Below are 26,798 nucleotides of genomic sequence, written 5' to 3' on the forward strand. Positions count from 1 at the left end.
AAAAGTCAAAAACGTTTACCAATTAGGAAGTCCTTACCGATATTGTTTTAGTGCTTTTGCTTCATATGAAATTATAAAAAGAGCTATCCCGTAGCTCTTTTTATAATTTTTGTTTAGGATTGCATTAATGCTTTAAGATCATCATCGCAAAGATCTTTCTTAGCGTCTGCTACAACTAAAAATTTCTCATACGTTGTGGCCAGTTCGTCTTTGTCAAGCTGATAGCCTAAACGCTCAAGATGATGCTTTAAAGCATGACGACCGGATCGAGCAGTTAAAATAATACCAGCTTCGTCTAGTCCTACATCTTCTGGACGGATGATTTCGTAATTCTCCCGGTGTTTTAAGAAACCATCTTGATGGATACCTGAGCTATGTGCGAAAGCATTTTTTCCGACAATCGCTTTATTAGGTTGCACGGGCATACGCATCATCGAGCTTACCTTTTGCGAAATGGCGGTAAAGAGTTTGCTGTTGATGTTGGACGTTAAACCGGGAAACTGTTGCTGATGTACTTTTAAGATCATGGCCACTTCCTCTAAGGACGTATTTCCGGCACGTTCGCCGATACCGTTAATCGTACATTCTACCTGGCGGGCGCCGTTTTGTACGGCGGCAATGGAGTTTGCCGTTGCTAAACCTAAATCGTTGTGACAGTGTGCAGAAATAATAGCCTGTTCAATATTGCTGACATGTTCTTTCAAGTATTTGATTTTTGCGCCATATTGATCGGGCAGACAATATCCGTTTGTATCTGGAATATTGACTACAGTCGCACCAGCGGCGATAACCGCTTCCACCATCTGCGCTAGATAAGCGAGATCAGCACGACCGGCATCTTCTGCATAAAACTCTACGTCTTCGACATAGGATTTGGCATGCTTGACAGCCGCAACGGCACGCGCTAGAATATCCTCCCGTGTAGAGTTGAATTTATGTTTGATATGCATGTCCGAAGCACCGATTCCGGTGTGGATACGTGGGCGTTTTGCAAATTTAAGTGCCTCAGCGGCAACATCGATATCGTTGTTGTTTGCCCGAGTCAGCGCACAGATAATGACGTTGTCTACGGCTTTGGAAAGTTCGACGACCGATTGAAAATCTCCCGGGCTAGATACTGGGAAACCCGCTTCGATAATATCTACACCCAATGATTCCAGATCTTTCGCAATTTCGATTTTCTCCGGTGTTGTTAACTGACATCCTGGTACTTGTTCGCCATCGCGAAGCGTGGTGTCGAAAACGTATAAGTGATTCGGGTCGTGTAGCATAACTGTTAAATTAAAAAGTTAAAGTTAAAAAGTCAAAACCTGTGTTGGATATAGAAGTCTTACTTCAACAATCCTATTTATACAGAGGGGTTGACTTTCATTGTTTTAGATGATTATTTCTTAAAAAACGATAACACTTTTGCGCCCATTTCATTGGTTCCTAAAATCTTATCGGATTCCGTTTCCGCATTGGCGATATCGCCTGTTCTCCAACCGGCTTTAAGCGTTTCCGCGACTGCGGTTGTTACTGCCTTTGCTTCTTCCTGCAAGCCAAAAGCGATATCTAACATCAGGGCTACCGACAGAATCGATGCGAGTGGATTCGCTTTGTTTTGTCCGGCAATATCGTGTGCCGAACCATGAATTGGTTCGAAGAAACCGGTGCCGTCACCAATAGATGCTGAGGCAAGCATGCCCATGGATCCTGCTATCTGAGAAGCTTCATCCGTCAGGATGTCGCCAAATAGATTGGCCGTGAGCACAACATCAAACTTTTTAGGGTTTTTAACCAATTGCATAGCAGCGTTATCGATAAACATATGTTCCGTTTCTACATCCGGATATTCCTTTGCAATTTCCTGTACGACCTCCCTCCAAAGTCTTGATGTTTCCAAAACATTGGCTTTGTCTACAGAACACAGTCTTTTGTTGCGTGTCCGTGCGGCTTCAAAGGCCTTGCGCGTGATGCGCTCCACCTCATAGCGATGATAGTTCATCAAGTCGGAAGCGAATGTATGGTCTTCATTACGGCTTTTTTCGCCGAAATAAACGTCGCCAGTCAGTTCGCGAAAAAATAAAATATCTGTTCCACGTAGCACCTCTGGCTTTAAGCTTGATGCATCTAAAAGCTCGTCGAAAAGAAGAATAGGTCTTAGGTTCGCATAAAGGCCCAATTCTTTGCGGATTTTCAACAAGCCTTGTTCTGGTCTTACCTTTGCCGATGGATCATTGTCATATTTCGCATGCCCTATAGCGCCGAAAAGTATGGCATCCGAAGCCTTTGCTTTTTCTAAGGTTTCATCAGGCAGTGGATTTCCGTTAGCCTCGATGGCAGTGTGCCCCATAATTGCTTCGTCGAAGCTAAATTCGTGGCCATAATGCTGTGCTACGGTCTCTAAAACCTGCTTGCCCCAAGTGGTGACTTCCTGTCCAATGCCGTCGCCCGGTATTATTAAAATGTTTTTCTTCATCTTACTTAGCTTGAAAAGTAAAACGGCTTTGGCCTATTAGATGGGCACTTTGTCCGCTGTCCTACTTAACCTCTTTTATTAACTTTATGTCTATTTAATATTAATATCTACTTTGTCGCTGCCAGCCTAAAAAAAGACTTTATACTATACTGCTTTCCGGACTACATGTCCGGAAAATTACTTTGCCATCTTCAAGAACAAGTCTATTGTCTAGACAGCTGGGTAATTGAGATTCGTAGTGACCTACGTAGATCAATGTCTTTCCATAGCCACTCAACTCATCCAAAACCGCATTGAAATGCGCGGTCTGTGATTTGTCTAGGCCTTGGCAGGGCTCATCCAAGATCAATAGCTGCGGGTTCTTGACAATCGTCCTTGCTAAAAGCGCTAGTCGCTGTTTGCCTAACGGTAGCGTGTGCAGCAACTTATCTTTATCTTCCAAAAGATCGAAAAAATCCAGCACCTGTTCCATTTGTTTTTTCTCTTCGTATTTGACCTGCACGAACCAGCCGATGCTATCATAAAATCCCGATGCTACGGTGTGCCATACCGTAGCATTTTTGTCGAAGTACCAGTGTAGCTCGGGCGATATAATGCCAATTTTAGCTTTGATATCCCAGATACTTTCTCCTGTGCCCCGCTTTTTGCCGAATAGGAAGATGTCGTTGGCATATGCCTGTGGGTGATCTCCGTTCAATAGGCTGAGTAAAGTAGACTTTCCGGAGCCGTTGGGACCTTGCAGTAACCATTTCTCACCGGCGTGCACGCGCCAACTAACATTTTTCAAGACCTCTTTTTCTCCGTAACGTACAGAGACATCGCGTAATTCAATCATCGTGTCGGTGTCGACATAAGGGGCCTGTTGCAAGAAGTATGGGAGAGGTTTCTGCCGCCTTTCCTCATCTTGGGCAATTTTAGACAAGTCTGTTACGGACTGCAGCCGTCCCTGTTCGATTTGAGCAAAGCGGTTGATCGATGTCGGGATATCGCTGTCGTTCGTGATAAGGATGAGCTGTGTTCCCGCATGTGCGATCTCATCCAATATCAGGTTGAGGTTTGTGCGCGAACGTCTATCTAACCCGGTGTAGGGCTCATCTAAAATAAGCAATTGGGGCCTGAGCCATAAGGCCTGTACCAACTGCAATTTCTTATGTTCTCCGCTTGAAAGTTCGATAAGCTGTGTTGCTCGACAGTTTTCAAAGCCCAAGGCTTTCAAAATAGGTTCTGCATCCTGCAGGTCAAGCTGTTGTTTTTGCCCAAAGTGCACAAGGTCGGCATAAACCGTAAGCGTGTCGTTTTGCTGCTGCTTATTATAGCGCTGTTGATAGTAAAAATTGCGGTCGCCCTCTAGGTTCGTAAATTGGTACCAGTTGGATACATAGTATGCTTTTGCTGGCATAGGGCTGTTCGGATCAAATTGAAAGATCACCTCGCCCGAAGCTTTTTCCTGCTTCACGATGGCTTTAGCCAAAGAAGATTTCCCTGATCCACTTTTTCCGGCAATGAGCCAGTGTTCGCCTGGGTAAATACGCCAGTTTAAATCGCATAGCACGGCAGTTCCGGCGTAATGCAGATCTAAGTGGGCGATATGGACGACAGGGTTCGGCATTATCTATTTTTCTCGAATTCCTCGATTTGACGCTTATGGCTTAAGATAAAATCGATATCATCGTAACCGTTAATCAAGCATGATTTTTTGTATGGATTGATCTCAAAAGAGTAGCTATCGCCAGTTTCATCGATTGTTACCGTTTGTGCTTCTAAATCGACACTTAATGAGCTAGTGGGGTTTGCAAAAACCACGCTGAAGATCTTTTGTAGAAACTCTTCGGGAACCTGAATGGGCAATACACCGTTATTAAGTGCGTTACCCTTAAAGATATCGGCAAAGAAAGAGCTGATCACCACGTCAAAACCATAATCTTGAATGGCCCAGGCCGCGTGTTCGCGACTTGATCCGCAGCCGAAATTTTTGCCAGCTACGAGAACCTTTCCCGAGAAAGTAGGGTTGTTCATCACAAAATCCACCTTCGGCTGGTTATCTGCATCGTATCGCCAGTCGCGGAATAAGTTATCCCCGAAACCATCCCTTGTTGTCGCCTTTAAAAAACGTGCAGGGATAATTTGATCGGTATCTATATTCTCAATTGGTAATGGAACCACTTGAGACGTTAATTTTTCAAATTTTTTCATTTTGAAAATTAAAAAGTAAAAATTTAAAAAGTAAAAAAAGGCCAAGTACCGTATTTTTTACTTTCCTTCGGAAAAGATAACGTGAACGCATATGTTTGCGTTATCCTCCATCTTTTAAATCAATTGTCTGATATCAACAATCTTACCTGTTACGGCCGCTGCTGCTGCTGTTAATGGGCTAGCCAGCATCGTGCGGGCATTGGGTCCTTGGCGTCCTTCAAAGTTTCTGTTTGATGTGGATACGCAATATTTTCCTGCCGGAATTTTGTCTTCGTTCATCCCCAAGCAGGCAGAACAGCCTGGCTCGCGCAAAGCAAAACCTGCTTGTTCAAATATTTTGTCAATTCCTTCTTCTTTAGCTTGTGCTTCTACCTGCTTTGAGCCAGGCACAATCCATACTTCTACATTTTCTGCTTTCTGTTTTCCTTGCACGAAAGCTGCAACCTCCCTGAGGTCCTCGATACGGGAATTGGTACAACTACCGATAAAAACATAGTCTACGGCTTTACCTATAACAGATTCACCATCTTGGAAACCCATATAGTCAATAGCTTTCTGGTAAGAGGGGCGTTCGCTTTCAGGCTGTGAATTGGTGGTAGGAATATGTTCGGTGATACCGATTCCCATTCCCGGATTCGTTCCATAGGTGATCATCGGTTGGATATCTGCTGCGTCGAATTCAAGTACGGCATCAAATATCGCATCATCGTCGGAATACAGGGTTTTCCAGTATTGCAATGCTTTGTCCCATTCTTCTCCTTTTGGTGCAAATTCGCGCCCTTCCACATAATCGAATGTAGTTTGATCGGGTGCAATAAGTCCACCTCGGGCGCCCATCTCAATGCTCATATTGCAGATCGTCATACGGCCCTCCATACTCAATGAACGGATAGCAGATCCTGCGTATTCAACAAAATACCCTGTACCTCCAGCAGCAGATATTTTGGCGATAATATAGAGGATAATATCTTTTGCACCTACACCAGCTGCCAATTCGCCATTGACCTCGATTTTCATGGTTTTAGGTTTCTGCTGTAACAGGCATTGCGTAGCAAAGACCTGTTCAACCTGCGATGTGCCAATACCGAAAGCAATCGCTCCAAAAGCACCATGCGTAGAGGTATGGCTATCACCACATACCATAGTTTTTCCCGGTTGTGTGATACCTAGTTCTGGGCCAATAACGTGCACAATACCTTGATAGGGATGTCCTAAACCGTATAACTCCACCCCAAATTCGGCGGTGTTTTTTGTCAGCATATCTACTTGGTAACGTGATAGCTCTTCTTTGATTGGCAGGTGCTGGTTCAACGTAGGAACGTTATGATCGGCAGTCGCAACCGTCTGCGATGGACGAAGTACCGGCAAGCCACGTTTACGTAGGCCGTCAAAAGCTTGCGGCGAGGTCACCTCATGAATAAGGTGTGTGTCGATGTATAGGATGTCGGGGAAGCCCTCTTCACGCTTGACGACATGTGCATCCCAAATCTTCTCTACTAATGTTTTTCCCATTTTCTCTTTCTCTATTAGCGCTGAAAAGTATGTGTATTCCGTCAGAAAGTAGTTTTTCTAAATCACTTGCTTGTCTCCTGATTCAGCTATTTCAGGAATACTGTTATGTGCAAGGAGCTGCTTGTGTGCTAGTAAAATATATACGTCATTGCGAGAAGGCAGAACGGTTGCGAAGCAATCTTACGTGATTTAAAATGCAGATTGCTTCATTATACTTCCTTGCAATGACGTGTTTTGCTAATTTCCATGCGGTTTTCAAACAGCCCTTTTTGACGGTCTAAATTACGAAAAATTAAACAGTTTTAATGGTTTTCATTGCTGTCATGGCTTTGCGCAATTTCACCCCCACAATCTCTACAGGGTGGTTTCGCAAGATTTCGTTGACCTGTACCAATTGTACGTTATCGACTGATCCGTCTTTTCCTTCGTTGTAGTTTTTACCTACTAAGTCTGTATCTACCTTTTTCATGAAGTCTGCCAATAGGGGCTTACAGGCTTGGTCAAATAGGTAACAGCCGTATTCCGCTGTGTCCGAAATCACACGGTTCATCTCGAAAAGTTTCTTACGCGCAATGGTGTTGGCGATCAACGGCGTTTCATGCAACGATTCGTAGTAAGCAGATTCTGGTTTGATACCCGCTTCCACCATGGTTTCAAAAGCCAATTCTACGCCGGCTCTTACAAAAGCAACCATCAGCAGGTAGTTGTCAAAATATTCTTGCTCGCCAATTTTGACGTCTGCAGCGGGTGTTTTCTCAAAAGCCGTTTCACCTGTTTCTGCTCTCCATTTCAGCAAGTTCACATCTCCATTCGCCCAGTCTTCCATCATGGTTTTACTGAATTCGCCCGACATGATGTCGTCTTGGTGTTTTTGGAACAATGGGCGCATAATATCTTTTAGTTCTTCCGAGATTTGAAAGGCTTTGATCTTTGCCGGATTGGATAGGCGGTCAAGCATACCGCTTACGCCACCATGTTTTAAAGCTTCGGTGATAACCTCCACACCATATTGCACCAATTTCGATGCGTAGCCAGGGTCTATGCCTTTCTCTACCATTTTATCGAATGATAGGATGGAACCTGTCTGCAATAATCCACAAAGGATCGTTTGCTCACCCATTAGATCTGATTTTACTTCGGCGACGAAAGAAGATTTCAAAACTCCAGCATGGTGTCCGCCCGTTCCTACACAGTATGCTTTTGCGTAGGCCCATCCTTTCCCCTCTGGATCGTTTTCTGGGTGTACGGCGATTAATGTTGGCACACCAAATCCTCTCAGATATTCTGCACGAACTTCCGATCCTGGACACTTTGGTGCAACCATCAAAACCGTAATATCTTTACGGATTTGCATACCTTCTTCCACGATGTTAAATCCGTGCGAATAAGAAAGGGCTGCGCCTTGTTTCATCAGAGGCATCACAGCATTGATCACTGCAGTATGTTGCTTGTCTGGCGTTAAATTGATCACAAGGTCTGCTGTTGGAATCAACTCATCATATGTTCCTACAGTAAAGTTGTTGTCCGTAGCATTCTTCCAAGAATCTCTTTTTTGGTCAATAGCTTCTTTACGTAATGCGTAGGAAATATCAAGACCGCTATCTCTGAGGTTTAAACCTTGGTTAAGGCCTTGCGCACCGGCACCTACAATTACGATTTTTTTACCTTTTAAAGCATTCACGCCATCTGCAAATTCGCTAGTTTCCATGAATTCTGCGTGGCTCAGCTGTTCTAGCTGTTCTCTAAGCGGTAATGTGTTGAAATAATTTGCCATTGTTTTATTGTGTTTTCTTTTCTATTGAGTTGATTATTATTTTTTTAGTGCACGCTTTTGTGCAAGTGCATAACCGAAATGCAGATTGTCGTGCCCAACGGTGGTGATCAGGACCTCTTCAATAGTGTTGAGGCTAGATTTATACGTGGATGTTTCGAACGGGGTAATATTGTTGAAAATCCCCTTATCGTAATCGGCATAAATCTGCTGGATAGTCGATAACGCAAGGGCGCGTAAATCTGCAATTTCCTCTGGATCGACCGTATACGTCGGTTTAGTGCCTTTTGCGTAAGCAGATAAATATTGAATAGCGGACGTATCCGATTTGATCCCGGTACGCACATAACAAAGCGCTTGTGTGCTAACGACGATGTGGCCGAAGTTCCAGATAATATTATTGTTGAATCCTTCCGGAATGTGATTGAGCTCTTCTGCAGTAAGGCTATCAATCAGTTCAATGAACGCTTTGCGTGCATCGGTAATAAAATTAAAAACGTTATCCATATTGCATTACATGGTGAAGACCTTATCACCTTGATCTAAAAATTCATTTTCCACCATTTCTGGTGCGGGTTCTTCCCGTTCAAACTGTTTCAATTTCGAATGAAAGCCCGCGCTGTCTTTGATAATGGCGATGCGAGCGCCCCGCACAAACTCAATAAGTCTGTATTTGGTTAACTCTGCCGTTAGTTTATCGATTTCTTCGCGATGCCCCGCGGTTTCGAAAACGGTGTAATCGTTACGGATAACCACGGCCGATGCGCCATACTCGCGCAACAACCGTTCTACCGGAGCTTTTTCTGCGATAACATCTGTTGGAACTTTATACAGAGCTTGTTCCTGCCAAATAAGCTCTTCGTCGGTATTGTAGTATGCCTTCAGCACCTCAACCTGCTTTTCAATCTGCCGACATAGTTTACGGACGACCTCTTCTGATTCGGTAATCAAAATAGTGAATCGATGGATGTTTTCTACCTCTGAAGGCGAGGTATTCAAGCTTTCAATGTTGATTTTCCTTCTGGAAAAAATACCGGAGATACGACCTATCATCCCGATAGAATTCTCCGTGTATAAGGTGATGGTATATTCTTGTTTTTCCATTTCAAATTAAAAATTAAAAAGAGAAAAATTAAAAAACTAATTGTTACTCTTTGTTTTGATAATGATTGTAGCGACTATCTTCGACAATTCGTCGGCTTCTCTCAATAAATTATTTAGCTTTTCCTTTGTTCTTGCAGTATCGTATCTCGTAATAAACAAATCCAATACTTGGTTTCATTTGCCGATTTCAGCGCAATAGTATAAAACTTAATAAAATCGTTTTTTGACGATCCAGCGTATCCCTCCACAAGATTTGCTCCGATTGATGATGCACTTCTTATAAGTTGATCACTCATCGACGTGTACACTTTACTGTATTGTTGCCCGCTGGTAAAAAGTATGACTTGTTTTGCAAACTCATAAGCCCTGTGCTTGATGTCGATTGACGTCGCCATACTTTTTTACTTTTTAATTTTTACCTTTTATTTTAATCGTATCTCCGATACGCTTGTTCCTTGTGCAACCATAGGGAAAACATTGTTTTCTTTCCCGACCATTACTTCCAATAGATAGGCCCCATCATGATCCAACATGGTTTTTACGGCGTTATATAGATCTTTGCGTTCCGAGATTTTGTTGCCATCGATGTAATAGCCTTTGGCTACAGCGACAAAGTCGGGGCTGGTGATGTTGACAAAAGAATAGCGTTTGTCGTGGAACAGTTGTTGCCACTGTCTTACCATACCAAGGAATTCGTTGTTGAGGATCAAGATCTTCACCTTGGCGCCGAACTGCATGATCGTGCCTAATTCTTGAATGGTCATTTGTATGCCCCCATCGCCGATGATGGCGACGACATCGCGGTGCGGCGCGCCATACCAAGCACCAATGGCTGCCGGAAGACCGAAGCCCATGGTGCCTAATCCGCCGGAGGTAACATTAGACTTCGAACTGTTGAATTGTGCATAACGACAGGCGACCATCTGGTGTTGACCGACATCGGTCACAATAATGGCATCTCCACCACTGACTTCATTCAATACGCGAATGACTTCGCCCATGGTCATGACTTCCGTTGTCGGGTTCAATTCATTGTGGATGACCTCTTTGATTTCCTCTTTTTCCAACTCCCGGAATTGTGCTAGCCATGCACGGTGGTCACGCGGCTGTAGCAGTCCGGTGAGTAAGGGGAGTGTTTCTTTACAGTCGCCCCAAACAGGAACGGTAGTTTTTACATTTTTGTCGATTTCGGCGGGGTCGATATCCAAGTGGATAACCTTTGCTTGTTTCGCATATTTGTCCAGTCTACCGGTCACACGGTCGTCGAAACGCATGCCTACCGCGATGAGCACGTCACATTCGTTGGTCATCACATTAGGGGCGTAGTTGCCGTGCATACCGAGCATCCCTACGTGTTGCGGATGGCTGGTTTCCAATGCGCTTAATCCCATAACCGTGGTTGCGGCAGGGAAGCCTCCTTTTTCAATAAAATTTTTGAAATCTTGCTCCGCCTGTCCAAGGATAACACCCTGTCCGAAGATAACGAATGGTTTTTTCGCTTCGTTGATCAATGCTGCTGCTTGCTCGATATATTCTTTGCGAACAATCGGTTTTGGTCTGTAGCTGCGTATATGGTCACATTTACTGTAACCTTCGTAACCGAAGAGTTGTAACTGCGCACTTTTCGTGATGTCGATCAATACAGGACCTGGTCTTCCGGTCTGTGCGATATAAAAAGCTTTAGCCAGTACGCTGGGAATTTCGGTTGCATCGGTAACCTGATAGTTCCATTTGGTAACGGGGGTAGTGATGTTAATGATGTCCGTTTCTTGGAAAGCGTCTGTTCCAAGTAGCGACGCAAACACTTGACCAGTAATGCACACGATAGGGTTGCTATCAATCATCGCATCGGCAAGACCCGTGACCAAGTTTGTAGCACCAGGGCCGCTTGTTGCGAAAGCGACACCGACGCGACCGGAAGTGCGTGCGTAGCCCTGCGCCGCGTGGATTCCTCCTTGCTCGTGGCGTACAAGGATGTGGGTCAGTTTTTCGTTGTAGTCATACAACGCATCGTAAATCGGCATGATCGCACCACCCGGATAGCCAAATATGGTATCTACCCCTTCATGGATCAAGGCCTCTAATACAGCTTGCGAACCACTCAATTGTGTCGTCGTCGCTGTTTCCTCTTGAGGCTTCGTTTCCGTTTTTTCCAGTGTACTCATTGTTTTTAAGTCAAAAGTCAAAAGTAAAAAGTCAAAAAATTGGTTGACGTCTCACCTTTTCAATTTTAGTTTTTCCTTTTTTAATTTCTATAGATCGGTCACACATCCTTCTGAAGCATCGGCTACCGTCTTCGCGTATTTATACAGTACCCCTTTATTGACTTTCAATGCGGGTTGAGTCCATTTTGCCCTTCTTTCCGCGATGACAGCCGCGCTGACATCCAGATGAAGGGAGTTGTTTACGGCGTCGATTTCTATGATGTCGTCATCCTCTACCAAGCCTATTAGGCCGCCTGAGTAAGCTTCCGGTGTGATATGCCCAACGACAAATCCATGCGTTCCGCCCGAGAAGCGCCCATCGGTAATCAAGGCAACCGAGTTTCCTAATCCTGCTCCGACGATCAAGGACGTTGGTTTCAGCATTTCCGGCATGCCTGGTGCACCTTTAGGCCCCGAGTTTTTAATCACGACAACATCGCCCGGTTTGATTCGTCCGGTAGCCACACCTTCCACCAGCTCGTGCTCGCCATCAAAAACGCGTGCAGGGCCGGTGAATTTTTCGCCTTCTTTTCCGGAGATCTTAGCGACCGATCCTTTCTCGGCGAGGTTTCCGTATAAAATCTGTAAGTGGCCTGTCGCTTTGATAGGATTGCTTAGCGGCTTGACGATAGGTTGGTTGTAATCGATGATAGATTTGACGTCTGCCAAGTTTTCTGCCACGGTCTTGCCTGTCACCGTGAGGCAGTCGCCGTGCAATAAGCCCTCGTCCAATAAATACCGCATCACCGCAGGGGTGCCGCCATACTGGTGCAAATCCTGCATCAGATATTTTCCGGAAGGCTTAAAGTCGGCCAATACCGGGGTTATGTCTGACATACGTTGGAAATCGTCTTGTGAGATATCGACCCCAACAGATTTTCCTATCGCAATAAAGTGTAATACCGCATTGGTGCTTCCTCCCAATATAATGATGGTGCGTAGCGCATTTTCGAACGCTTTGCGGGTCATAATATCAGAAGGCTTAATATCCTTTTCTAATAATACACGGATGTATTTACCGGCATCGGTGCATTCGGTTTTCTTGTCTTCGGATTCGGCAGGGTTGGAGGAAGAGTAGGGCAAGCTCATGCCTAGCGCCTCGACGGCTGCTGCCATCGTGTTTGCGGTATACATACCACCACAGGCGCCAGCACCCGGGCAGGTATGTTTGATAATACCTTCATAATCCTCGTCAGAAAGGTTGCCACAAAGGCGCTGGCCTAATGCCTCAAAAGCCGAGACGATGTTCAGCTCTTGTCCTTTGTAGTGGCCGGGCGCGATTGTTCCGCCGTAGACCATGATGGCCGGCCTGTCCAATCTGCCCATGGCCATGACCGCGCCTGGCATGTTCTTGTCGCATCCTGGGATAGCGATCAGGCCATCGTAATATTGTCCGCCACAGATCGTCTCTATACTATCGGCAATAACGTCGCGCGACACCAAAGAATAGCGCATGCCATCGGTGCCGTTACTCATGCCGTCGCTCACGCCTATGGTTCCGAAAGTAAGTCCAACGAGACCGTTGGCCCACACTCCTTTTTTAACGACCTGTGCTAAATCGTTCAAATGCATATTGCACGTATTCCCATCGTAGCCCATACTGGCTATTCCTACCTGCGCCTTCTCCATGTCGGCGTCGGTAAGTCCGATACCGTATAGCATGGCTTTGGCCGCTGGCTGCGTTTCATCTTGAGTAAAGATGCGGCTGTATTTATTTAATGCTTTTTCCTGATCAGATGATGACTTCATAATTCTCTTCTTCTAAAACTAACTTTTTATATTTCCTTTGGATAGATGCACCTATGGTGTGTTCCCAGTCCTCTTTGTATGCCACACCGTCGACTTCTTTGATGCCGATGATTTCGGCAGCTGTGCCGCTTAAAAATGCACTATCAGCTGCTAAAACCTCCTGTATAGTAAGTTTCTTTTCGACGATCTCGATATGGAGCTCCCTGCAGAGTTCAATAACCGTTTGTCGTGTAATACCTGGAAACACGTTCTCCAGTGGGGGCGTATATAATTTAAAATCTTTTTCAATAAATAAGTTCTCGCTTGATGCTTGGGCTACGAAGCCATCCTGATCCAACAACAACGCTTCATCAAACCCTCTCTTTAATGCCTCGTTGCTTGCCAATATTGAATTAACAAACTGCCCAGAAACTTTAGCTTCTACTGGAAAAGACTTCGGATTCGGCCTTTCCAACGAAGAGGTGCATACACGTAGCAAATTTTGCCCAAGGTATGGCCCCCATTCCCAGGCGGCGATCATGATGTTTGCAGAAGCTGCTGCTGTCAAGTGCATATTGGCACCGGAGAACACCAATGGGCGAATATAGGCAGCGCGAAGGTTATTCTTATCCAGTAATTCGTATGTGCTGGCGATCAACTGCTGTTTGTTCCACTCGTACGGTAAGTTGATCGCTTCACAGGACTGCTGTAAACGATCAAAATGTTCCTCCGCTTTGAATATGCGTATCCCGTGATGGGTGCTGTATGCACGAAGGCCTTCGAAGACACCATATCCATAGTGAAGGGACTGCCCGAAAAGGTCGGTGCCCGCTTCGGACGCCTTTACAAAATCTCCATTCAAAAAGATGTACGTGTGTTGATTATAATACTGCATATTCATGTTGATTTTGTCTGTTAGCATGCTCTTCCTTCCCCAAGATTTTGCACAGGCCAATTTAACTTTTGTTAAGTTAGTTCTAATCGAAATTTTTTACAATAGCAAAACAGAATATTTTTAAAAAGTGTAATATTTTGATTTAAAAATTTTTTCAAATTTTAATTCTGAATACTAGTTTTTATTAAAAATTTTATTTTTCATCGAATAGACTAAAATTAAAATGGGTATGTTTTTTTGTCGTGTTATTTTTTCCGGAATAGCGGTAAATTCTGCTTAAAATGTTCGATATGCCAAATCAACTTGTGAAAATAAGCATGGATTTCTAGGGGCAAATAGGTACGGGGCTATGTTGAAAGGATAGCATAAGAGCGATAGAAAGGACACCGGCCACAAACGAAAAAGCCCTTAAAACTTGGAAGTCTTAAGGGCTTTTCATGTAGGTATTTTTAGTTATTCTTCAACGATTCCTTCTGCTAATACCGTGATGTTATTTTCCTTGGCTTCCACAACTCCACCTTTAATGACCAGAATGATTTGGCCTTCGTTTCCTTGAATAATGACTTTTCCATCCTCTAAAGTCGATACAATAGGCGCGTGGTCCTTTAAAATCTGAAAGGAACCTGCGCTGCCTGGAACGGTTACCGCGGTAACCTCGCCTTCGTACGCTAGTTTATCTGGAGTTATGATTGTTAATTTCATTTAGTGATGTATTGTGTATTGCGTAATGCGTATTGAGCCATGATCATATCTCACTACTCAATACGCTATACTCTGTACTATTAAACTGCTTCTGCCAATAGTTTCTTGCCTTTTTCAATAGCATCTTCGATACCACCGACCAAGTTGAACGCCGCCTCGGGATACTCATCTACTTCACCGTCGATAATCATGTTGAAGCCTTTGATGGTATCTTTGATGTCAACAAGTACACCTTTAAGACCTGTAAATTGCTCGGCTACGTGGAACGGTTGAGACAAGAAACGTTGCACACGACGGGCGCGGTGAACAGTAAGTTTGTCTTCTTCTGACAACTCGTCCATACCTAAGATGGCGATGATATCCTGTAGCTCTTTATACCGTTGTAGGATTTCTTTCACGCGTTGCGCTGTGTTGTAGTGTTCGTCTCCTAATACAGCTGGTGATAAGATTCTAGAGGTGGAGTCCAATGGATCCACGGCAGGGTAGATACCCAGCTCAGAGATTTTACGCGACAATACCGTCGTTGCATCCAAGTGGGCAAAAGTCGTGGCTGGAGCAGGGTCAGTCAAGTCATCGGCAGGAACATATACTGCTTGTACAGATGTAATGGATCCGTTTTTGGTCGATGTAATACGCTCTTGCATTAAACCCATTTCCGTTGCAAGTGTTGGTTGGTAACCTACGGCTGAAGGCATACGCCCTAATAGCGCGGACACTTCGGAACCAGCTTGTGTAAAACGGAAGATGTTATCGATGAAGAAAAGAACGTCACGACCTTGACCTTGGCCATCACCATCGCGGAAGTACTCTGCTACCGTAAGACCAGAAAGCGCAACACGAGCACGCGCCCCTGGAGGCTCGTTCATTTGCCCGAAAACAAATGTACATTTTGACTCTTTCATCAGCTCATTGTCCACCAAATCAAGCGGCCACTCGCCTTTTTCCATGCCTTCCATGAAATGGTCGCCATACTTAATAATGCCTGATTCCAACATCTCGCGCAACAGGTCATTACCTTCACGCGTACGTTCGCCAACGCCCGCAAAAACGGATAAACCCCCGTGTCCCTTTGCAATGTTATTGATCAGCTCTTGGATCAATACGGTTTTACCCACACCTGCTCCACCGAACAAACCAATTTTACCACCTTTAGCATAAGGCTCTAGCAAGTCGATTACTTTAATACCTGTAAATAACACTTCACTTTCGGTAGATAGTTCATCAAATCGTGGCGGCACGTTGTGGATAGGACGACCGTTGGACTTATCCAAATTTGGAATACCATCAATCGCATCACCTACGACATTGAATACGCGACCTTTGATCTCTTCGCCAATAGGCATTTTGATTGGAGCACCCGTATCTACGACTTTCATGCCGCGGACTAAACCTTCCGTCGCATCCATGGCGATGGTACGAACACGATCTTCGCCTAGGTGTTGTTGCACTTCTAGTACGATGCGTTGACCATTGTCTTTCTCAATATACAATGCATCATAAATCTTCGGAAGATTGTCATTGTCGGCGAAGTTGACATCAACTACGGGGCCGATAATCTGCGCTATTTTACCAATATTGGGCATATTATAGGGACTAAATAATTATTAATCAATTTAAAACAGATGCGTTTAACATCTAGATTTTGGAAGGCAAAAATAAGCTATATCTATTTAAAAGCAAAGCGCTGCGTGATAATAATTTTATTTTTGTAATGGAGGCTTTCTGAATGCCCTTTTTTCGGAATGGGATACAGGTCGGTTAAGTCTGTAAATGGGTCGTTGGTCGGAGTCGGAAGGGCTCATATTCGAATTTCACAGCTGTCGTCATACGCTTTTTTTCAGAATTTCCATTGAAAGCGCCTCGCGCCTGCTTTATTATCGAAATGTTACCATGTGTCGACACGATTTCGATCTCTATTGCTTAGTTTAGAGCCAATTTACTAACATAATAACATTTTTATTCCGAGTTTTATGAAGATAAGCATCTTTCTATTTTTTGTCCTGCTTCCGTTTGCAGGACGCAGCCAGCTGAATTACCCAACCTACGGCGAGCTTACGGAAGAGATTCGAGCTATTTCAAAGCATGCGGGCGGAGCCGCTTCTAGCATTGGAAGAAGTTATGGCGGGGAGGATATTTCCGTGATCAAGATCCAATCGGGAGCGGAAAAAAAGCCAACTTTGCTGATTGTCGCGGGAATAGATGGAAAACATCCTGCAGGTATCATCAGCGCCTTAGATGTAGCAAAAAATATTTTGAACTTACCCCAAGATTCGTTGGCAGCCATTCTTAGCAAACGTTCTGTTTGGATTGTCCCTGTTTTAAATCCCGACGCCTATAAACGCAATGTCGCATCGAACAGGTGGCTTTCGGGCAATGCACGTGTTATCGACAACGATCGGGATGGGCGATTGAATGAAGATCCGGCAGAAGATTTAAATCGTGACGGCGTGATTGCCCAAATGCGTGTGCGTCGCAAAGGGGGTAAATATGTTGCACACAGCGATCATAACGATTATTTGATCGAGGCTGATCGTAGCAAAGGGCAGGAAGGCATTTATGAACTGTATATAGAAGGAATAGACGCGGATAAGGATGGGCTTTTCGGCGAAGATGGGGATGGAGGTGTGAATATCGACCGAAATTTCACCTACGACTACCGTCCTTTTACAGCCGAAAGTGGTGATTACGCTGCTTCGGAGCCAGAAACTCGAGCTCTAGTTGACTTTATTTTTGATCATCCGCAGATTGCTTCAGTTCTTCACTTTGGACTTGGCAATAATCTTACGGAAGCGGAGTCATTTGATGCGAGGAAAGCCGGGGAACGTATTATATCATCATGGTCGGCAAAGGATGTGGATGCAGCGAAATTTGTCAGTAGCGTTTACAATCGTTTGACCGCTAATTTGGGCGTAGCCCCAAAGTCAGTTTCCCACGGCGGAGGCTTCTCTAACACGGCGTACTATCACCTCGGCAAATACAGCTTCGTTACACCGGTGTGGTGGCCCGCTGTGCAAGATACCAGTCAAATAGGGAAAGCCAGCGGAGCCAAGAATGGGGATGATATGTTTTTGCAGTGGATAGCTACGAACAAGCTTAAAGGAGCTATATTGCCGTGGGCCAAAATAAATCACGCCGATTTTCCACAGCATAGTGTCGAGGTAGGCGGTGTTGTGGAAGTATTCAAAAATAATCCACCGAAGGAATTTTTGCAACTTGCCACGAGGGCCCACACCGACTTTGTTGTTGCCTTACTACACAATATGGCTCGACTCGAATTTGAGACGCCGGTAGTCACGCCCTTGGGGGACGATATCTTTCGGATCGATATACGGGTAGTCAACACCGGCGTGTTGGCTACCTACCCCGAGATTGCCGATAAGATCAAACACGTGTCCAAAATGAAAGCTGTTTGTTCGCTGCAAAAGAACCAGAAATTTTTGAGTGGCAAGCGCTTGCAACTGTATCCCACACTCGCAGGTGGTGCTTCGCAGCAGTTTTCTTGGCTTATTCAAGGCAAAGGTAGTGTAGAGATCACGGCAGGTTGCCCTACGGCAGGCGAGCAAACCATTAAAATAAACCTATAATTTTGAACATTATGAGACTTATATATATAGTACTGGCGACATTCTTTTGCGGATCTACCTTCCTACACGCACAGCAGAGGGCGGCAAAGGAGGCAGATGAAATTGCTGGACTGCGGGCTATCGGATCGCCTGCTAATCCCAAGGTGGCCATGAATTGGAGCCGCTATCACGATACAAAACAAATTGCACAGTTTTGCGCGGATCTGCAGAAAGCATACCCGCAATTGGTGAAGTACGAATCGATCGGTAAGTCCTACGAAGGAAGAGATATGTTCGTGTTGACGATCTCCGACTTTTCCAAAGGCCATGTCGCTCGCAAGCCTGGGATGTGGATAGATGGAAATATCCACGCCAATGAATTGCAGGGTTCCGAGATCGCGATGTACACGGCTTGGTATTTGGCTGAAAACTTCCACAGCGTGCCCTTTATCCAGGAATTACTGCAGGACAAGGTGTTTTATATTGCGCCAACGATCAACCCCGATTCTCGAGATTATTTCATACATGAGCCCAACACCATGCATTCGTCGCGTACTGGGAGGCGTCCATTTGACAACGATGGCGACGGTGCGGTAGCGGAAGATCTGTATGACGATCTTGATGGGGACGGCCATATCGTTATGATGCGCAGAAAATCGAAAACAGGTCGCTACAAAGTGGATCCTGAAAACCCAAACCGCATGGTGATCGCCAAGCCGGGGGAGGCCGGTGAATATGAGCTGTTGGGCTTCGAAGGTATAGATAACGATGGAGACGGTCTGGTCAACGAAGATATTACCGGAACATATGATCCCAATCGAGATTGGGGGTGGAATTGGCAGCCTAATTATGTGCAAAATGGCGCCTTGTATTATCCAGGAACTTTGCCCGAAACGCAAGCGGTAAAAGAATTCTTTTTTAGCCACAAAAATATTGCTGGCGCGCAGTCTTACCACAACTACGGTGGGATGATCTTGCGTGGCCCAGGAGCAGCACAGGACGAGCAATATTATTCTCGCGCGGATGTGCAGGTGTACGACGCTTTGGGCAAAGTCGGTGAACGGATGCTTCCTGGGTATAACTATATCGTTATCCATAAGGATCTGTATACTGTTTTTGGTGGAGAGATCGATTTCATTGCGTTAGCAAGGGGTGTTTTTACATTTTCTAACGAATTGATGACGACTTACAAGTTATTCAATGAAAAAGCAGGGCAGGGTTTGCGTCAGAGCGATGAGTACTATGAATTTGATAAGCTTCTGCTTTTCGGCGATGCCTATGTTCCTTGGAAGGAATATGATCATCCGCAATTCGGTAAAATAGAAATTGGCGGAGCCAAGAAAAACTATACCCGGAATCATCCTGGTTTTCTGTTGCTGGAAGATGCCCATCGAAACGCGGCGTTTACGATTTACCACGCCCACCATACGCCAAAGCTGGAAGTATTGGAGACGGATGTCAAGCCGATCGGCGGCAATCTTTTTGAAGTAAACGCAACGGTATGGAACAGCCGTATCATTCCGACGCATTCTGATCATGACTTAAACTATAAAATTGAACGGCCAGACCACATTCGACTAGAAGGTGCAGAAGTTATCACAGGTCTACGTGTATTGGATAAAGATTTCAACGTAACCGTTGAGCAGCGTTACAAGCCGGCACAAATTGAGGTGCCAAACATAGAAGGAATGCGTGAAGTACGGGTGCGCTGGATCGTAAAAGGGAACCCCAACAAAGCCAAGCTGATCGTCGATAGCGAGAAAGGCGGATTGCTCGAACAACCGCTAGCCTTAAAATAAATAAAAAAAGACGTTTGCTCAGCAAACGTCTTTTTTTATGATCAAGTTTTAGGAATTCCTTTTCATTTGTTCATCCAACAGCTGTCGCTTCAACAACTGTTCTTTTTCCATCGATTTTTTTCGTAGGATTTGCAGCTCTTCCTGAAGCTCTTCTGTGGTTTTTTTGTGCTCATTTGTGTCTACTTTCGCTTTTCTGAACGAAGCAAGGGTCGCTAAAAATGCAACGGCCAAGACGATGATGATTGCCCAGACCATGGTATGGTAGGTTCCTTTTGCAAAGTCAATACCTACAAAAGCAATACTATCTGTCTTTTGCTTTTCCGCTTGAAGCTGTGTATCTAATGTGTTTACGGAATCCTTTAAATTTTTTACGGTTGTCACGGAAGACGACGAGTTTGCCTTCAGGGTAGCAATTTCCTTTTGATAGACAGAAATGGAGTCCAATACGTTTCTCCGTACAATTTCCAGATTCGTTTTACGGATGATTTTAAAGTCAGCATTCTGCGACTTCGAAAGGTTGCTCAAATTCAAAAACTGTTCACTGAGCGAGCCCTTTTGAATGGCGTAGGGTAACATAGGCTTTGTCTGTCCAAAAACAGATAAGGAACACGCTGTCACGGTGACTAGTAGAAATCGTTTTAACATAAATTTAATGTAATTAGTATAGTGTTTTGTATTATAGAATAACACCAATTTTTCAAAATTATTGTTCGACCAGAATTGGTTAAAGTTGAAAAATAAATAACGAAAATGCAAGAATTTGGACTTTTTAATATGTTTTTTGTTGTGAAAAGCAGGGAGATGCATGTCTTCACAGAATGCCTTTGGACAGATTTCAGACCACCCTTTTTGGGGGATGATAACATGTTGTAAAAAGTGGATAATTATACAGAGGAAAGAAAAAGAATAAAGTCGTTCTTTTGAAAGACATATTAACGGAGAGGGTGGAGGTTTGCAAAAGCGCCTCTCTGTACACATCGTATTAATAAAAATTTATGGTTCGACTTTGTAGGAAGTTCGGTGTTTTGTTTATTTTGTGTCTGCTGTTTGGTATAACAGGTGTTTGTGCGCAGCCGGCACGAATTCTTTATGAAGCATCGGGCGTGACGAACGATGAGCGCTTTGCCTTCGCGCTGGATAGATTATCCGCCCAGATGGGCAAGAAGGTGAAAAAAATAGCGGCCAATTTTTCGAAAGACAAGGTTAAAAAGCCCGATATTTTGGTGGGCATCAAATCTTCGTCGGAATGGGAAAGATGGGTGCCGCGCCAGCTTCTAGACTCTTTAACGGACAAGGAATCGTTTGTTATTTACCGAAAGGATAGCCGTTCGCCGTTAGTTATTGTGGGAAGCGACGAAACAGGCTTGCTTTATGGATGTGAAGAGATGCTTAGCCAGCGGGCATTCGAAAAGGAGGCTATTGCTTATTATGATGCGCCAGAGATGGTACTTCGTGGGACCTGTATCGGCATGCAAAAAACAGAATATTTGCCGGGGAGAGACGTTTACGAATACCCCTATAATGAAGAATTGTTTCCTTGGTTTTATGACAAGGGGCTTTGGGTCAAATATTTGGACATGTTGGTGGAGAATCGGTATAATACCTTATACCTGTGGAATGGACACCCTTTCTCTTCGTTGGTTAAGTTGAAAGATTACCCGTACGCGTTGGAGGTAGACGACGCCACCTTCGCGAAAAACGAAGATATGTATACGTTCCTGACTGCGGAGGCAAATAAGCGCGGCATATGGGTCATCCAAATGTTTTACAATATTATCTTGCCGAAGCCCTTCGCTGATCGGCATGGCCTAAAGACGCAAGAGCGCAACCGTGTCATTACGCCGCTGATCGAAGACTATACACGAAAATCCATTGCCGCTTTTGTTGCTAAATATCCAAATGTGGGTCTTTTAATAACTTTGGGCGAAGCTATGGAGGGTGTAGGACAGGACGATATCAACTGGTTTACCAAAACAATTTTGCCTGCTGTGAAGGATGGGCTTCATGCGATAAACAGTGCTGTCGAGCCTCCTGTCATCCTGCGCGCCCATGATACCGATGCTCCCGCCGTGATGAAGGAAGCGCGGCCAATCTATAAGAACCTGTACACTATGGCCAAATATAACGGTGAAGCATTGACTACCTATACGCCCCGTGGTAAGTGGGCCGAACTGCACCAAGAGCTGGGCAGGATCGGAACCGTTCACATACAGAATGTGCATATTTTGGCCAACCTGGAGCCATTTCGGTACAGCGCACCAGACTTTATACAGCAATCGGTAAAAGCTATGCACGAGGTACATCTGTCTAACGGTATCCACATCTATCCCCAGGCATCGTATTGGGATTGGCCTTATACAGCAGATAAGGTAGATGGCCGTTTGCTCCAGGTAGATAGGGATTGGATGTGGTACAAGGCTTGGGCGCGGTATGCCTGGAAGGTTTCCCGGCAAAAAGAACAGGACGCCAAGTATTGGATCCGTCAGTTGGCGAGTCGGTACGGCGTTACGGAACAGGCTGCAGCCGACCTTTTGGCTGCGTTAAACGAGGTTGGCGAAATATCTCCCAAAATATTAAGGCGTTTCGGTATTACGGACGGCAATCGGCAGACCTCTTCCTTGGGCATGCTGATGACACAGCTTATCAATCCCTATCGTTACGGTTTGTTTACCCTGCTGTATGAATCGGAAGCTCCGGAAGGAGAGATGATCATCGATTATGCAGAAAAGAAATTTAAGGGCGAGCAGCATGTTGGCGAGACCCCCGTACAGGTGGCCGATGAGATCGTGGCGCATGCCGAAAAAGCCGTCGCGCATGTCGCCGCGCTGGAAGTAACGGCCTCTGATGCGGCAGAACTTAAGCGGTTGAAAAATGACATCTATGTGCACGAAGCGCTGGCCAAACACTATAGCTACAAGGTGAAAGCTGCCGTGCAGGTGCTGCAATATAAATATACAAGAGATGTGGAATCGCTTAGGTTGGCGGTGCCGGATTTGGAACGCAGCGTCGATGCTTACAAGCGCCTTGCCCAATTAACGGCAGGCAGTTATTTATACGCTAATAGTATGCAGACCAAGCAGCGGAAGATTCCTATGCGCGGCGTAAATGCCACATTTAAGCATTGGACAGAAATGTTACCTGTTTATGAAGCAGAACTCGCTAACTTTAAGAGATCGATAGATTCGCTTTCCAAAAGTGAAGGCATGCTGAAGCAACAGCGGCACAAGCTAGAGGTAGCGCCCGTTGTGCTACCGGAAGATGTGCAGTTGGTGACCTTAAAAAAAGGAGCTAATCTTTATCTGGACCAAGAACTTGTGGTGACGCATTTGCCTGAAGAGTTTGAAGGTTTACAAGCAGTGATGATCGATGCTGGCAAGCAAAAGCAAGAAGGTACAACCTTAAGTTTTGAAGCGACTGGGCCGGTTAAAGTACTTGTCGGGTATTTCAACAGCACGGACAAGGTTTTTGCGCCTAAGCCTGTGCTGGAAATCGACGCAACAGCCAACGACCATGGCCAAGCAGATACGAAGGTGCGTAATGCCTTACGGGTGCAATACATGCCAATGATTGATGTGCACAGCTATTCGTTTGCTGTCGGCAAACAGGAATTGAAGCTGCCCAAAGGGGAAGCCATTATTCTGGGCTTCGTCAACGACACAGAGCTGCAGCATCCCTACAATGCTGATGTAGACAATCGTGGGGATGATGTGGATGACTTATTTGGTTATTATGGAGAAATTAAGTTGTAATGGAGAGGATAAAGAATAGAGTTTTATTAATATTGGTATGTTTGATGCCCTGTTTCAGCTGGGCGCAAATAGATCTCCGTACGAAGTTGGACGGCTATGTTCGGCAGTTCAATAGCGATGACAACGAAGCCGTAGTCAATCTAATTTCCAATAAAGCGTCAGCTGATTGGATGAAAGATAATATTCCGCTGTTTGATTGCCCGGATTCCGCCATTGAAAAAATATATTACTTCCGTTGGTGGTCTTTCCGCAAACATATCAAAAGCACGCCAGAGGGAACGATCGTTACCGAGTTTATCGAGCCGGTGAAGCACGCCGGCAAGTTTAATTCGATCAGTTGTGCTCTTGGGCATCACCTTTACGAAGGTCGATGGCTCAAAAATCGCGACTTTCTAAAGGAATATGTGGATTTTTGGTTCTACCACGCCGATAAAGGGCAAACAAAACCTCGATTTCATCAATTTAGCTCTTGGCTTCCAGACGCCTTATTAGCCTATTATAAAGTATCGGGCGATAGAGATTACTTGCTATCTAGATTAGACGCGCTCGATACCGACTACGAAACTTGGGAAAAAGAACGGCAATTGCCGAGCGGACTTTTTTGGCAACATGATGTCAAAGATGGGATGGAAGAATCTGTATCTGGAGGCAGACGGGAGAAGAATATGCGGCCAACAATTAACAGTTATATGTATGGTAATGCCCGAGCTATCGCGAGCATAGCGAAGATGGCCAATCGTCTGGATCTGCAAGAAAAATACGCTAAGAAGGCCCGTACAATTCAATATTTGCTATTAGACTCGCTGTGGGATAAGGACGACCACTTCTTTAAAACCAAACTGGAAAAAGGCGGGTTGCATCCTGCACGCGAGGCTATCGGTTTTATTCCATGGTATTTCAATCTGGTACCAGAAAAGGCAGTGTATGGCGTTGCTTGGGATCAAGTTATCGATACTGCAGGATTTAGGGCGCCGTGGGGGCATACTACGGCAGAACGGCGTGAACCTACATTTCGCACACGCGGCACTGGTCACAGCTGTGAATGGGATGGCGCTATTTGGCCTTTTGCCACTTCTCAAACCCTAAGGGCAATGGCTAATGTGTTGTCATCCGCCAAATATCGTGGAAAGGTCAGCAAAGAGGATTTCTACCATGAAGTGCAACAATATGCGAAAGCGCACGTGATGCATGGCAAACCATATATCGGCGAGTATCAGGACGAAAAAAATGGCGAATGGCTGAAGGGCGATCATCCGCGAAGCAAATTTTACAACCACTCCACCTTTGCGGATGCGGTTATTCAGGACCTGATAGGCTTCAAGCCAACGTTAGGCAATGGCTTTACATTAATGCCCCTTATTCCAGATGGTGAATGGGATTATTTTTCCTTACAGGAGATTGTCTATAAGCGTAAAACCATCAGTATCTTTTGGGATAAAAATGGGGATCGCTACGGAAAGGGAAAAGGACTGAAGGTGTATGCCGACGGGAAGTTGGTAGCAAAATCGAATACATTAAAATCGCTAAAAGTTAACTTGAAATGATAAAAACAGGAATCTTTACCTTTGTCGTATGGCTGTTTGGGCTACTGTCGTTCACACAGGCACAGTCTTACTACAACGTGCTGAAGTATGGTGGGAGAAATGATAGTACAGGCACGAATACGAAAGCCATCGCAAAAGCTATTGATGCTGCTGCTGCAAAAGGCGGCGGAACGGTTTATTTTCCTGCCGGGAAATATATTACTGGCCCGATTCATTTTAAGAGTAACATCACGCTATTTATCGATGCGGGTGCTGAACTGCATTTCAGTGATAATTTCGATGACTATTTGCCCATGGTGGAGTCGCGTTGGGAAGGCACCGCGGTAACAAATTTCTCCCCTTTATTTTATGGAAACGGATTGCAGAATATAGCAATCGTAGGACGTGGGATCATTGATGGACATGGGAAGAAATGGTGGGGGTATTCAGAAATCGAAGTAAAAAAACAAACGGAAGACAGCAAGTGGCAAAAGGAATTTAAACGCCGCAATCCAAATGTATTGGCGCCGGATCTGCCGGGCTGGATAGAGCGTGGGTTCTTACGCCCGCCATTCATTCAATTTTTAAACTGCAGCAATGTGCAGATTAAGGATATAAAGATCCAAAACTCTCCCTTTTGGACAATCAATCCACAGTATTGCGACAACGTAACGGTAGATGGTGTCACGATCGATAACCCGCCCTCGCCCAATACAGACGGGATAAACCCTGAATCGTGCAGCAATGTGCGTATCGCCAACTGCCACATTAGCGTTGGCGACGACTGCATAACCATTAAATCGGGCAAAGATCGGTCTGGAAGGCAGATTAACATCCCAGCAGAAAACTATACCATCACCAATTGCACGATGCTCCGTGGACATGGAGGTGTGGTCATAGGCAGCGAGATGTCGGGTGGCGTAAAGAATATCGTTATCTCCAACTGTGTCTTTGACGGTACCGACCGTGGCATTCGCCTGAAAACTGCGCGTGGAAGGGGAGGTGTTGTCGAAAACATTCGGGTCAGCAATATTGTGATGCGGAATATTCGCGATCAAGCTATTGTTATGGATATGCAGTATGCAAAAACTGAAGTAGAGCCGGTTAGCGAACGCACGCCCCAGTTCAAAAATATCTATATAAGCGATATGACGGGATCGACCAATCGGGTTGGGCTATTACGTGGATTAGACGAAATGCCGATCGAAAATGTGAGCTTTAATCATATCAACATGCAATCCCAAGCAGGTTTTTCATTGGAAAATGCGAAGAAAATCTCCTTCAACCACGTGCAGGTAGATGTGGCGAATGAGCCGCTTATAAAAGCGAAAAATGTAGATGTGCTGGAAATTTGTGCAGTTCAAAACTTTACGCCTTTGGCCGATCGTCCGTTGTTGCTGATGGAAGATGTGCAGCATGTCAATATTCAGCAAAATTACCCTATGGCCGGCACAGATGTGTTTATGGAGCTTTTGGGACAACATAATGCTGATGTCTTTGTGCACAGCAATAATTTTAGCCAAGTAAAACAGGTCGCTAAAGGTTCGATTGGTGCGGCGGTAATCGTAAACAATGTGGAAGCTAAAAAATAAAG

The 26,798-nt window shown here is 45.0% G+C and carries 20 protein-coding genes; 5 read left to right on the plus strand and 15 right to left on the minus strand.

The genetic code is table 11. The annotated features are described in order from the left end of the window. Positions 1 to 113: 113 nt before the first annotated feature. The 14 genes from IE165_RS13170 to atpD all read right to left on the minus strand — a co-directional run bounded on the left by IE165_RS13170 (position 114) and on the right by atpD (position 16,153). Positions 114 to 1,271, minus strand: a complete 1,158-nt coding sequence (locus IE165_RS13170; protein ID WP_189627095.1) for a 2-isopropylmalate synthase — start codon at positions 1,269 to 1,271, stop codon at positions 114 to 116. Positions 1,272 to 1,384: 113 nt separating this feature from the next. Next, on the minus strand, positions 1,385 to 2,461 hold the full coding sequence (gene leuB / locus IE165_RS13175; RefSeq protein ID WP_189627096.1) for a 3-isopropylmalate dehydrogenase: 1,077 nt from the start codon (positions 2,459 to 2,461) through the stop codon (positions 1,385 to 1,387). A 139-nt stretch (positions 2,462 to 2,600) separates the two neighbouring features. Continuing rightward, on the minus strand, positions 2,601 to 4,070 hold the full coding sequence (locus IE165_RS13180; protein ID WP_189627097.1) for an ATP-binding cassette domain-containing protein: 1,470 nt from the start codon (positions 4,068 to 4,070) through the stop codon (positions 2,601 to 2,603). Then, positions 4,070 to 4,654 carry a 3-isopropylmalate dehydratase small subunit gene (leuD, locus tag IE165_RS13185; protein ID WP_189627098.1) on the minus strand — a complete coding sequence of 195 codons (585 nt, stop codon included), beginning with the start codon at positions 4,652 to 4,654 and terminating at the stop codon, positions 4,070 to 4,072. The genes IE165_RS13180 and leuD overlap by 1 nt, the downstream gene beginning before the upstream one ends. A 114-nt stretch (positions 4,655 to 4,768) precedes the next feature. Next, a complete protein-coding gene (leuC, locus tag IE165_RS13190) occupies positions 4,769 to 6,166 on the minus strand; it encodes a 3-isopropylmalate dehydratase large subunit (RefSeq protein WP_189627099.1) in 1,398 nt (465 codons plus the stop codon). Positions 6,167 to 6,458: 292 nt separating this feature from the next. Continuing rightward, positions 6,459 to 7,940, minus strand: a complete 1,482-nt coding sequence (gene ilvC / locus IE165_RS13195) for a ketol-acid reductoisomerase (RefSeq protein ID WP_189627100.1) — start codon at positions 7,938 to 7,940, stop codon at positions 6,459 to 6,461. Positions 7,941 to 7,976: 36 nt separating this feature from the next. Next, positions 7,977 to 8,444, minus strand: a complete 468-nt coding sequence (locus IE165_RS13200) for a DinB family protein (RefSeq protein WP_189627101.1) — start codon at positions 8,442 to 8,444, stop codon at positions 7,977 to 7,979. A 6-nt stretch (positions 8,445 to 8,450) separates the two neighbouring features. Continuing rightward, positions 8,451 to 9,041 carry an acetolactate synthase small subunit gene (ilvN, locus tag IE165_RS13205; protein ID WP_189627102.1) on the minus strand — a complete coding sequence of 197 codons (591 nt, stop codon included), beginning with the start codon at positions 9,039 to 9,041 and terminating at the stop codon, positions 8,451 to 8,453. Between the two features lie 113 nt (positions 9,042 to 9,154). Beyond that, complete coding sequence (locus IE165_RS18645; protein ID WP_189627103.1) at positions 9,155 to 9,436, minus strand: four helix bundle protein; 282 nt, start codon at positions 9,434 to 9,436, stop codon at positions 9,155 to 9,157. Between the two features lie 27 nt (positions 9,437 to 9,463). Next, positions 9,464 to 11,206 (minus strand): biosynthetic-type acetolactate synthase large subunit, encoded by a 1,743-nt coding sequence (ilvB, locus tag IE165_RS13215; RefSeq protein ID WP_189627104.1) that lies wholly within the window; start codon positions 11,204 to 11,206, stop codon positions 9,464 to 9,466. Positions 11,207 to 11,293: 87 nt separating this feature from the next. After that, the gene (gene ilvD / locus IE165_RS13220) at positions 11,294 to 12,994 is read right to left on the minus strand and encodes a dihydroxy-acid dehydratase (protein ID WP_189627105.1); all 1,701 of its coding nucleotides are present in this window, start codon (positions 12,992 to 12,994) and stop codon (positions 11,294 to 11,296) included. Then, positions 12,978 to 13,895 carry a branched-chain amino acid transaminase gene (locus tag IE165_RS13225; protein ID WP_229826554.1) on the minus strand — a complete coding sequence of 306 codons (918 nt, stop codon included), beginning with the start codon at positions 13,893 to 13,895 and terminating at the stop codon, positions 12,978 to 12,980. Before IE165_RS13225 ends, ilvD begins: the two co-directional genes overlap by 17 nt. 426 nt (positions 13,896 to 14,321) lie before the next feature. After that, positions 14,322 to 14,570, minus strand: a complete 249-nt coding sequence (gene atpC, locus IE165_RS13230; protein WP_189627106.1) for an ATP synthase F1 subunit epsilon — start codon at positions 14,568 to 14,570, stop codon at positions 14,322 to 14,324. Between the two features lie 80 nt (positions 14,571 to 14,650). Next, positions 14,651 to 16,153, minus strand: a complete 1,503-nt coding sequence (atpD, locus tag IE165_RS13235) for a F0F1 ATP synthase subunit beta (protein ID WP_189627107.1) — start codon at positions 16,151 to 16,153, stop codon at positions 14,651 to 14,653. Positions 16,154 to 16,540: 387 nt separating this feature from the next. Here atpD and IE165_RS13240 point away from each other — a divergent pair, with 387 nt between their 5' ends. Together IE165_RS13240 and IE165_RS13245 are read left to right on the plus strand one after the other, a co-directional pair. After that, complete coding sequence (locus tag IE165_RS13240; RefSeq protein ID WP_189627108.1) at positions 16,541 to 18,154, plus strand: M14 family metallopeptidase; 1,614 nt, start codon at positions 16,541 to 16,543, stop codon at positions 18,152 to 18,154. Between the two features lie 11 nt (positions 18,155 to 18,165). After that, on the plus strand, positions 18,166 to 19,932 hold the full coding sequence (locus tag IE165_RS13245) for a M14 family metallopeptidase (RefSeq protein ID WP_189627109.1): 1,767 nt from the start codon (positions 18,166 to 18,168) through the stop codon (positions 19,930 to 19,932). Positions 19,933 to 19,980: 48 nt separating this feature from the next. Here IE165_RS13245 and IE165_RS13250 read toward each other — a convergent pair whose 3' ends face one another. After that, positions 19,981 to 20,577, minus strand: a complete 597-nt coding sequence (locus tag IE165_RS13250; RefSeq protein WP_189627110.1) for a hypothetical protein — start codon at positions 20,575 to 20,577, stop codon at positions 19,981 to 19,983. Positions 20,578 to 20,927: 350 nt separating this feature from the next. Here IE165_RS13250 and IE165_RS13255 point away from each other — a divergent pair, with 350 nt between their 5' ends. The 3 genes from IE165_RS13255 to IE165_RS13265 are packed head-to-tail and all read left to right on the plus strand — an operon-like array spanning position 20,928 to position 26,796. Then, complete coding sequence (locus IE165_RS13255) at positions 20,928 to 23,681, plus strand: alpha-d-galacturonidase (protein WP_189627111.1); 2,754 nt, start codon at positions 20,928 to 20,930, stop codon at positions 23,679 to 23,681. A 44-nt stretch (positions 23,682 to 23,725) separates the two neighbouring features. Beyond that, positions 23,726 to 25,225, plus strand: coding sequence for an MGH1-like glycoside hydrolase domain-containing protein (locus IE165_RS13260; protein ID WP_229826555.1), 1,500 nt, complete (start codon positions 23,726 to 23,728; stop codon positions 25,223 to 25,225). Further along, positions 25,222 to 26,796: a glycoside hydrolase family 28 protein gene (locus IE165_RS13265; RefSeq protein ID WP_189627113.1), complete on the plus strand. Its 1,575-nt coding sequence runs from the start codon at positions 25,222 to 25,224 to the stop codon at positions 26,794 to 26,796. Before IE165_RS13260 ends, IE165_RS13265 begins: the two co-directional genes overlap by 4 nt. The last annotated feature ends 2 nt before the right edge of the window (positions 26,797 to 26,798 follow it).

Source organism: Sphingobacterium griseoflavum, assembly GCF_014653155.1.
GTDB lineage: Bacteria > Bacteroidota > Bacteroidia > Sphingobacteriales > Sphingobacteriaceae > Sphingobacterium > Sphingobacterium griseoflavum.

Excerpts from the sequence above, each read along its gene's own strand:
- ilvC (WP_189627100.1), bottom strand. The coding sequence starts at position 7,940 with ATGGCAAATTATTTCAACACATTACCGCTTAGAGAACAGCTAGAACAG.
- IE165_RS18645 (WP_189627103.1), bottom strand. The coding sequence starts at position 9,436 with ATGGCGACGTCAATCGACATCAAGCACAGGGCTTATGAGTTTGCAAAA.
- leuC (WP_189627099.1), bottom strand. The coding sequence starts at position 6,166 with ATGGGAAAAACATTAGTAGAGAAGATTTGGGATGCACATGTCGTCAAG.
- leuB (WP_189627096.1), bottom strand. The coding sequence starts at position 2,461 with ATGAAGAAAAACATTTTAATAATACCGGGCGACGGCATTGGACAGGAA.
- IE165_RS13260 (WP_229826555.1), top strand. The coding sequence starts at position 23,726 with ATGCCCTGTTTCAGCTGGGCGCAAATAGATCTCCGTACGAAGTTGGAC.
- leuD (WP_189627098.1), bottom strand. The coding sequence starts at position 4,654 with ATGAAAAAATTTGAAAAATTAACGTCTCAAGTGGTTCCATTACCAATT.
- ilvD (WP_189627105.1), bottom strand. The coding sequence starts at position 12,994 with ATGAAGTCATCATCTGATCAGGAAAAAGCATTAAATAAATACAGCCGC.
- IE165_RS13180 (WP_189627097.1), bottom strand. The coding sequence starts at position 4,070 with ATGCCGAACCCTGTCGTCCATATCGCCCACTTAGATCTGCATTACGCC.
- atpC (WP_189627106.1), bottom strand. The coding sequence starts at position 14,570 with ATGAAATTAACAATCATAACTCCAGATAAACTAGCGTACGAAGGCGAG.
- IE165_RS13225 (WP_229826554.1), bottom strand. The coding sequence starts at position 13,895 with ATGCTAACAGACAAAATCAACATGAATATGCAGTATTATAATCAACAC.
- ilvB (WP_189627104.1), bottom strand. The coding sequence starts at position 11,206 with ATGAGTACACTGGAAAAAACGGAAACGAAGCCTCAAGAGGAAACAGCG.
- IE165_RS13245 (WP_189627109.1), top strand. The coding sequence starts at position 18,166 with ATGAGACTTATATATATAGTACTGGCGACATTCTTTTGCGGATCTACC.
- IE165_RS13265 (WP_189627113.1), top strand. The coding sequence starts at position 25,222 with ATGATAAAAACAGGAATCTTTACCTTTGTCGTATGGCTGTTTGGGCTA.
- IE165_RS13250 (WP_189627110.1), bottom strand. The coding sequence starts at position 20,577 with ATGTTAAAACGATTTCTACTAGTCACCGTGACAGCGTGTTCCTTATCT.
- IE165_RS13200 (WP_189627101.1), bottom strand. The coding sequence starts at position 8,444 with ATGGATAACGTTTTTAATTTTATTACCGATGCACGCAAAGCGTTCATT.
- IE165_RS13255 (WP_189627111.1), top strand. The coding sequence starts at position 20,928 with ATGGTTCGACTTTGTAGGAAGTTCGGTGTTTTGTTTATTTTGTGTCTG.
- IE165_RS13240 (WP_189627108.1), top strand. The coding sequence starts at position 16,541 with ATGAAGATAAGCATCTTTCTATTTTTTGTCCTGCTTCCGTTTGCAGGA.
- atpD (WP_189627107.1), bottom strand. The coding sequence starts at position 16,153 with ATGCCCAATATTGGTAAAATAGCGCAGATTATCGGCCCCGTAGTTGAT.
- IE165_RS13170 (WP_189627095.1), bottom strand. The coding sequence starts at position 1,271 with ATGCTACACGACCCGAATCACTTATACGTTTTCGACACCACGCTTCGC.
- ilvN (WP_189627102.1), bottom strand. The coding sequence starts at position 9,041 with ATGGAAAAACAAGAATATACCATCACCTTATACACGGAGAATTCTATC.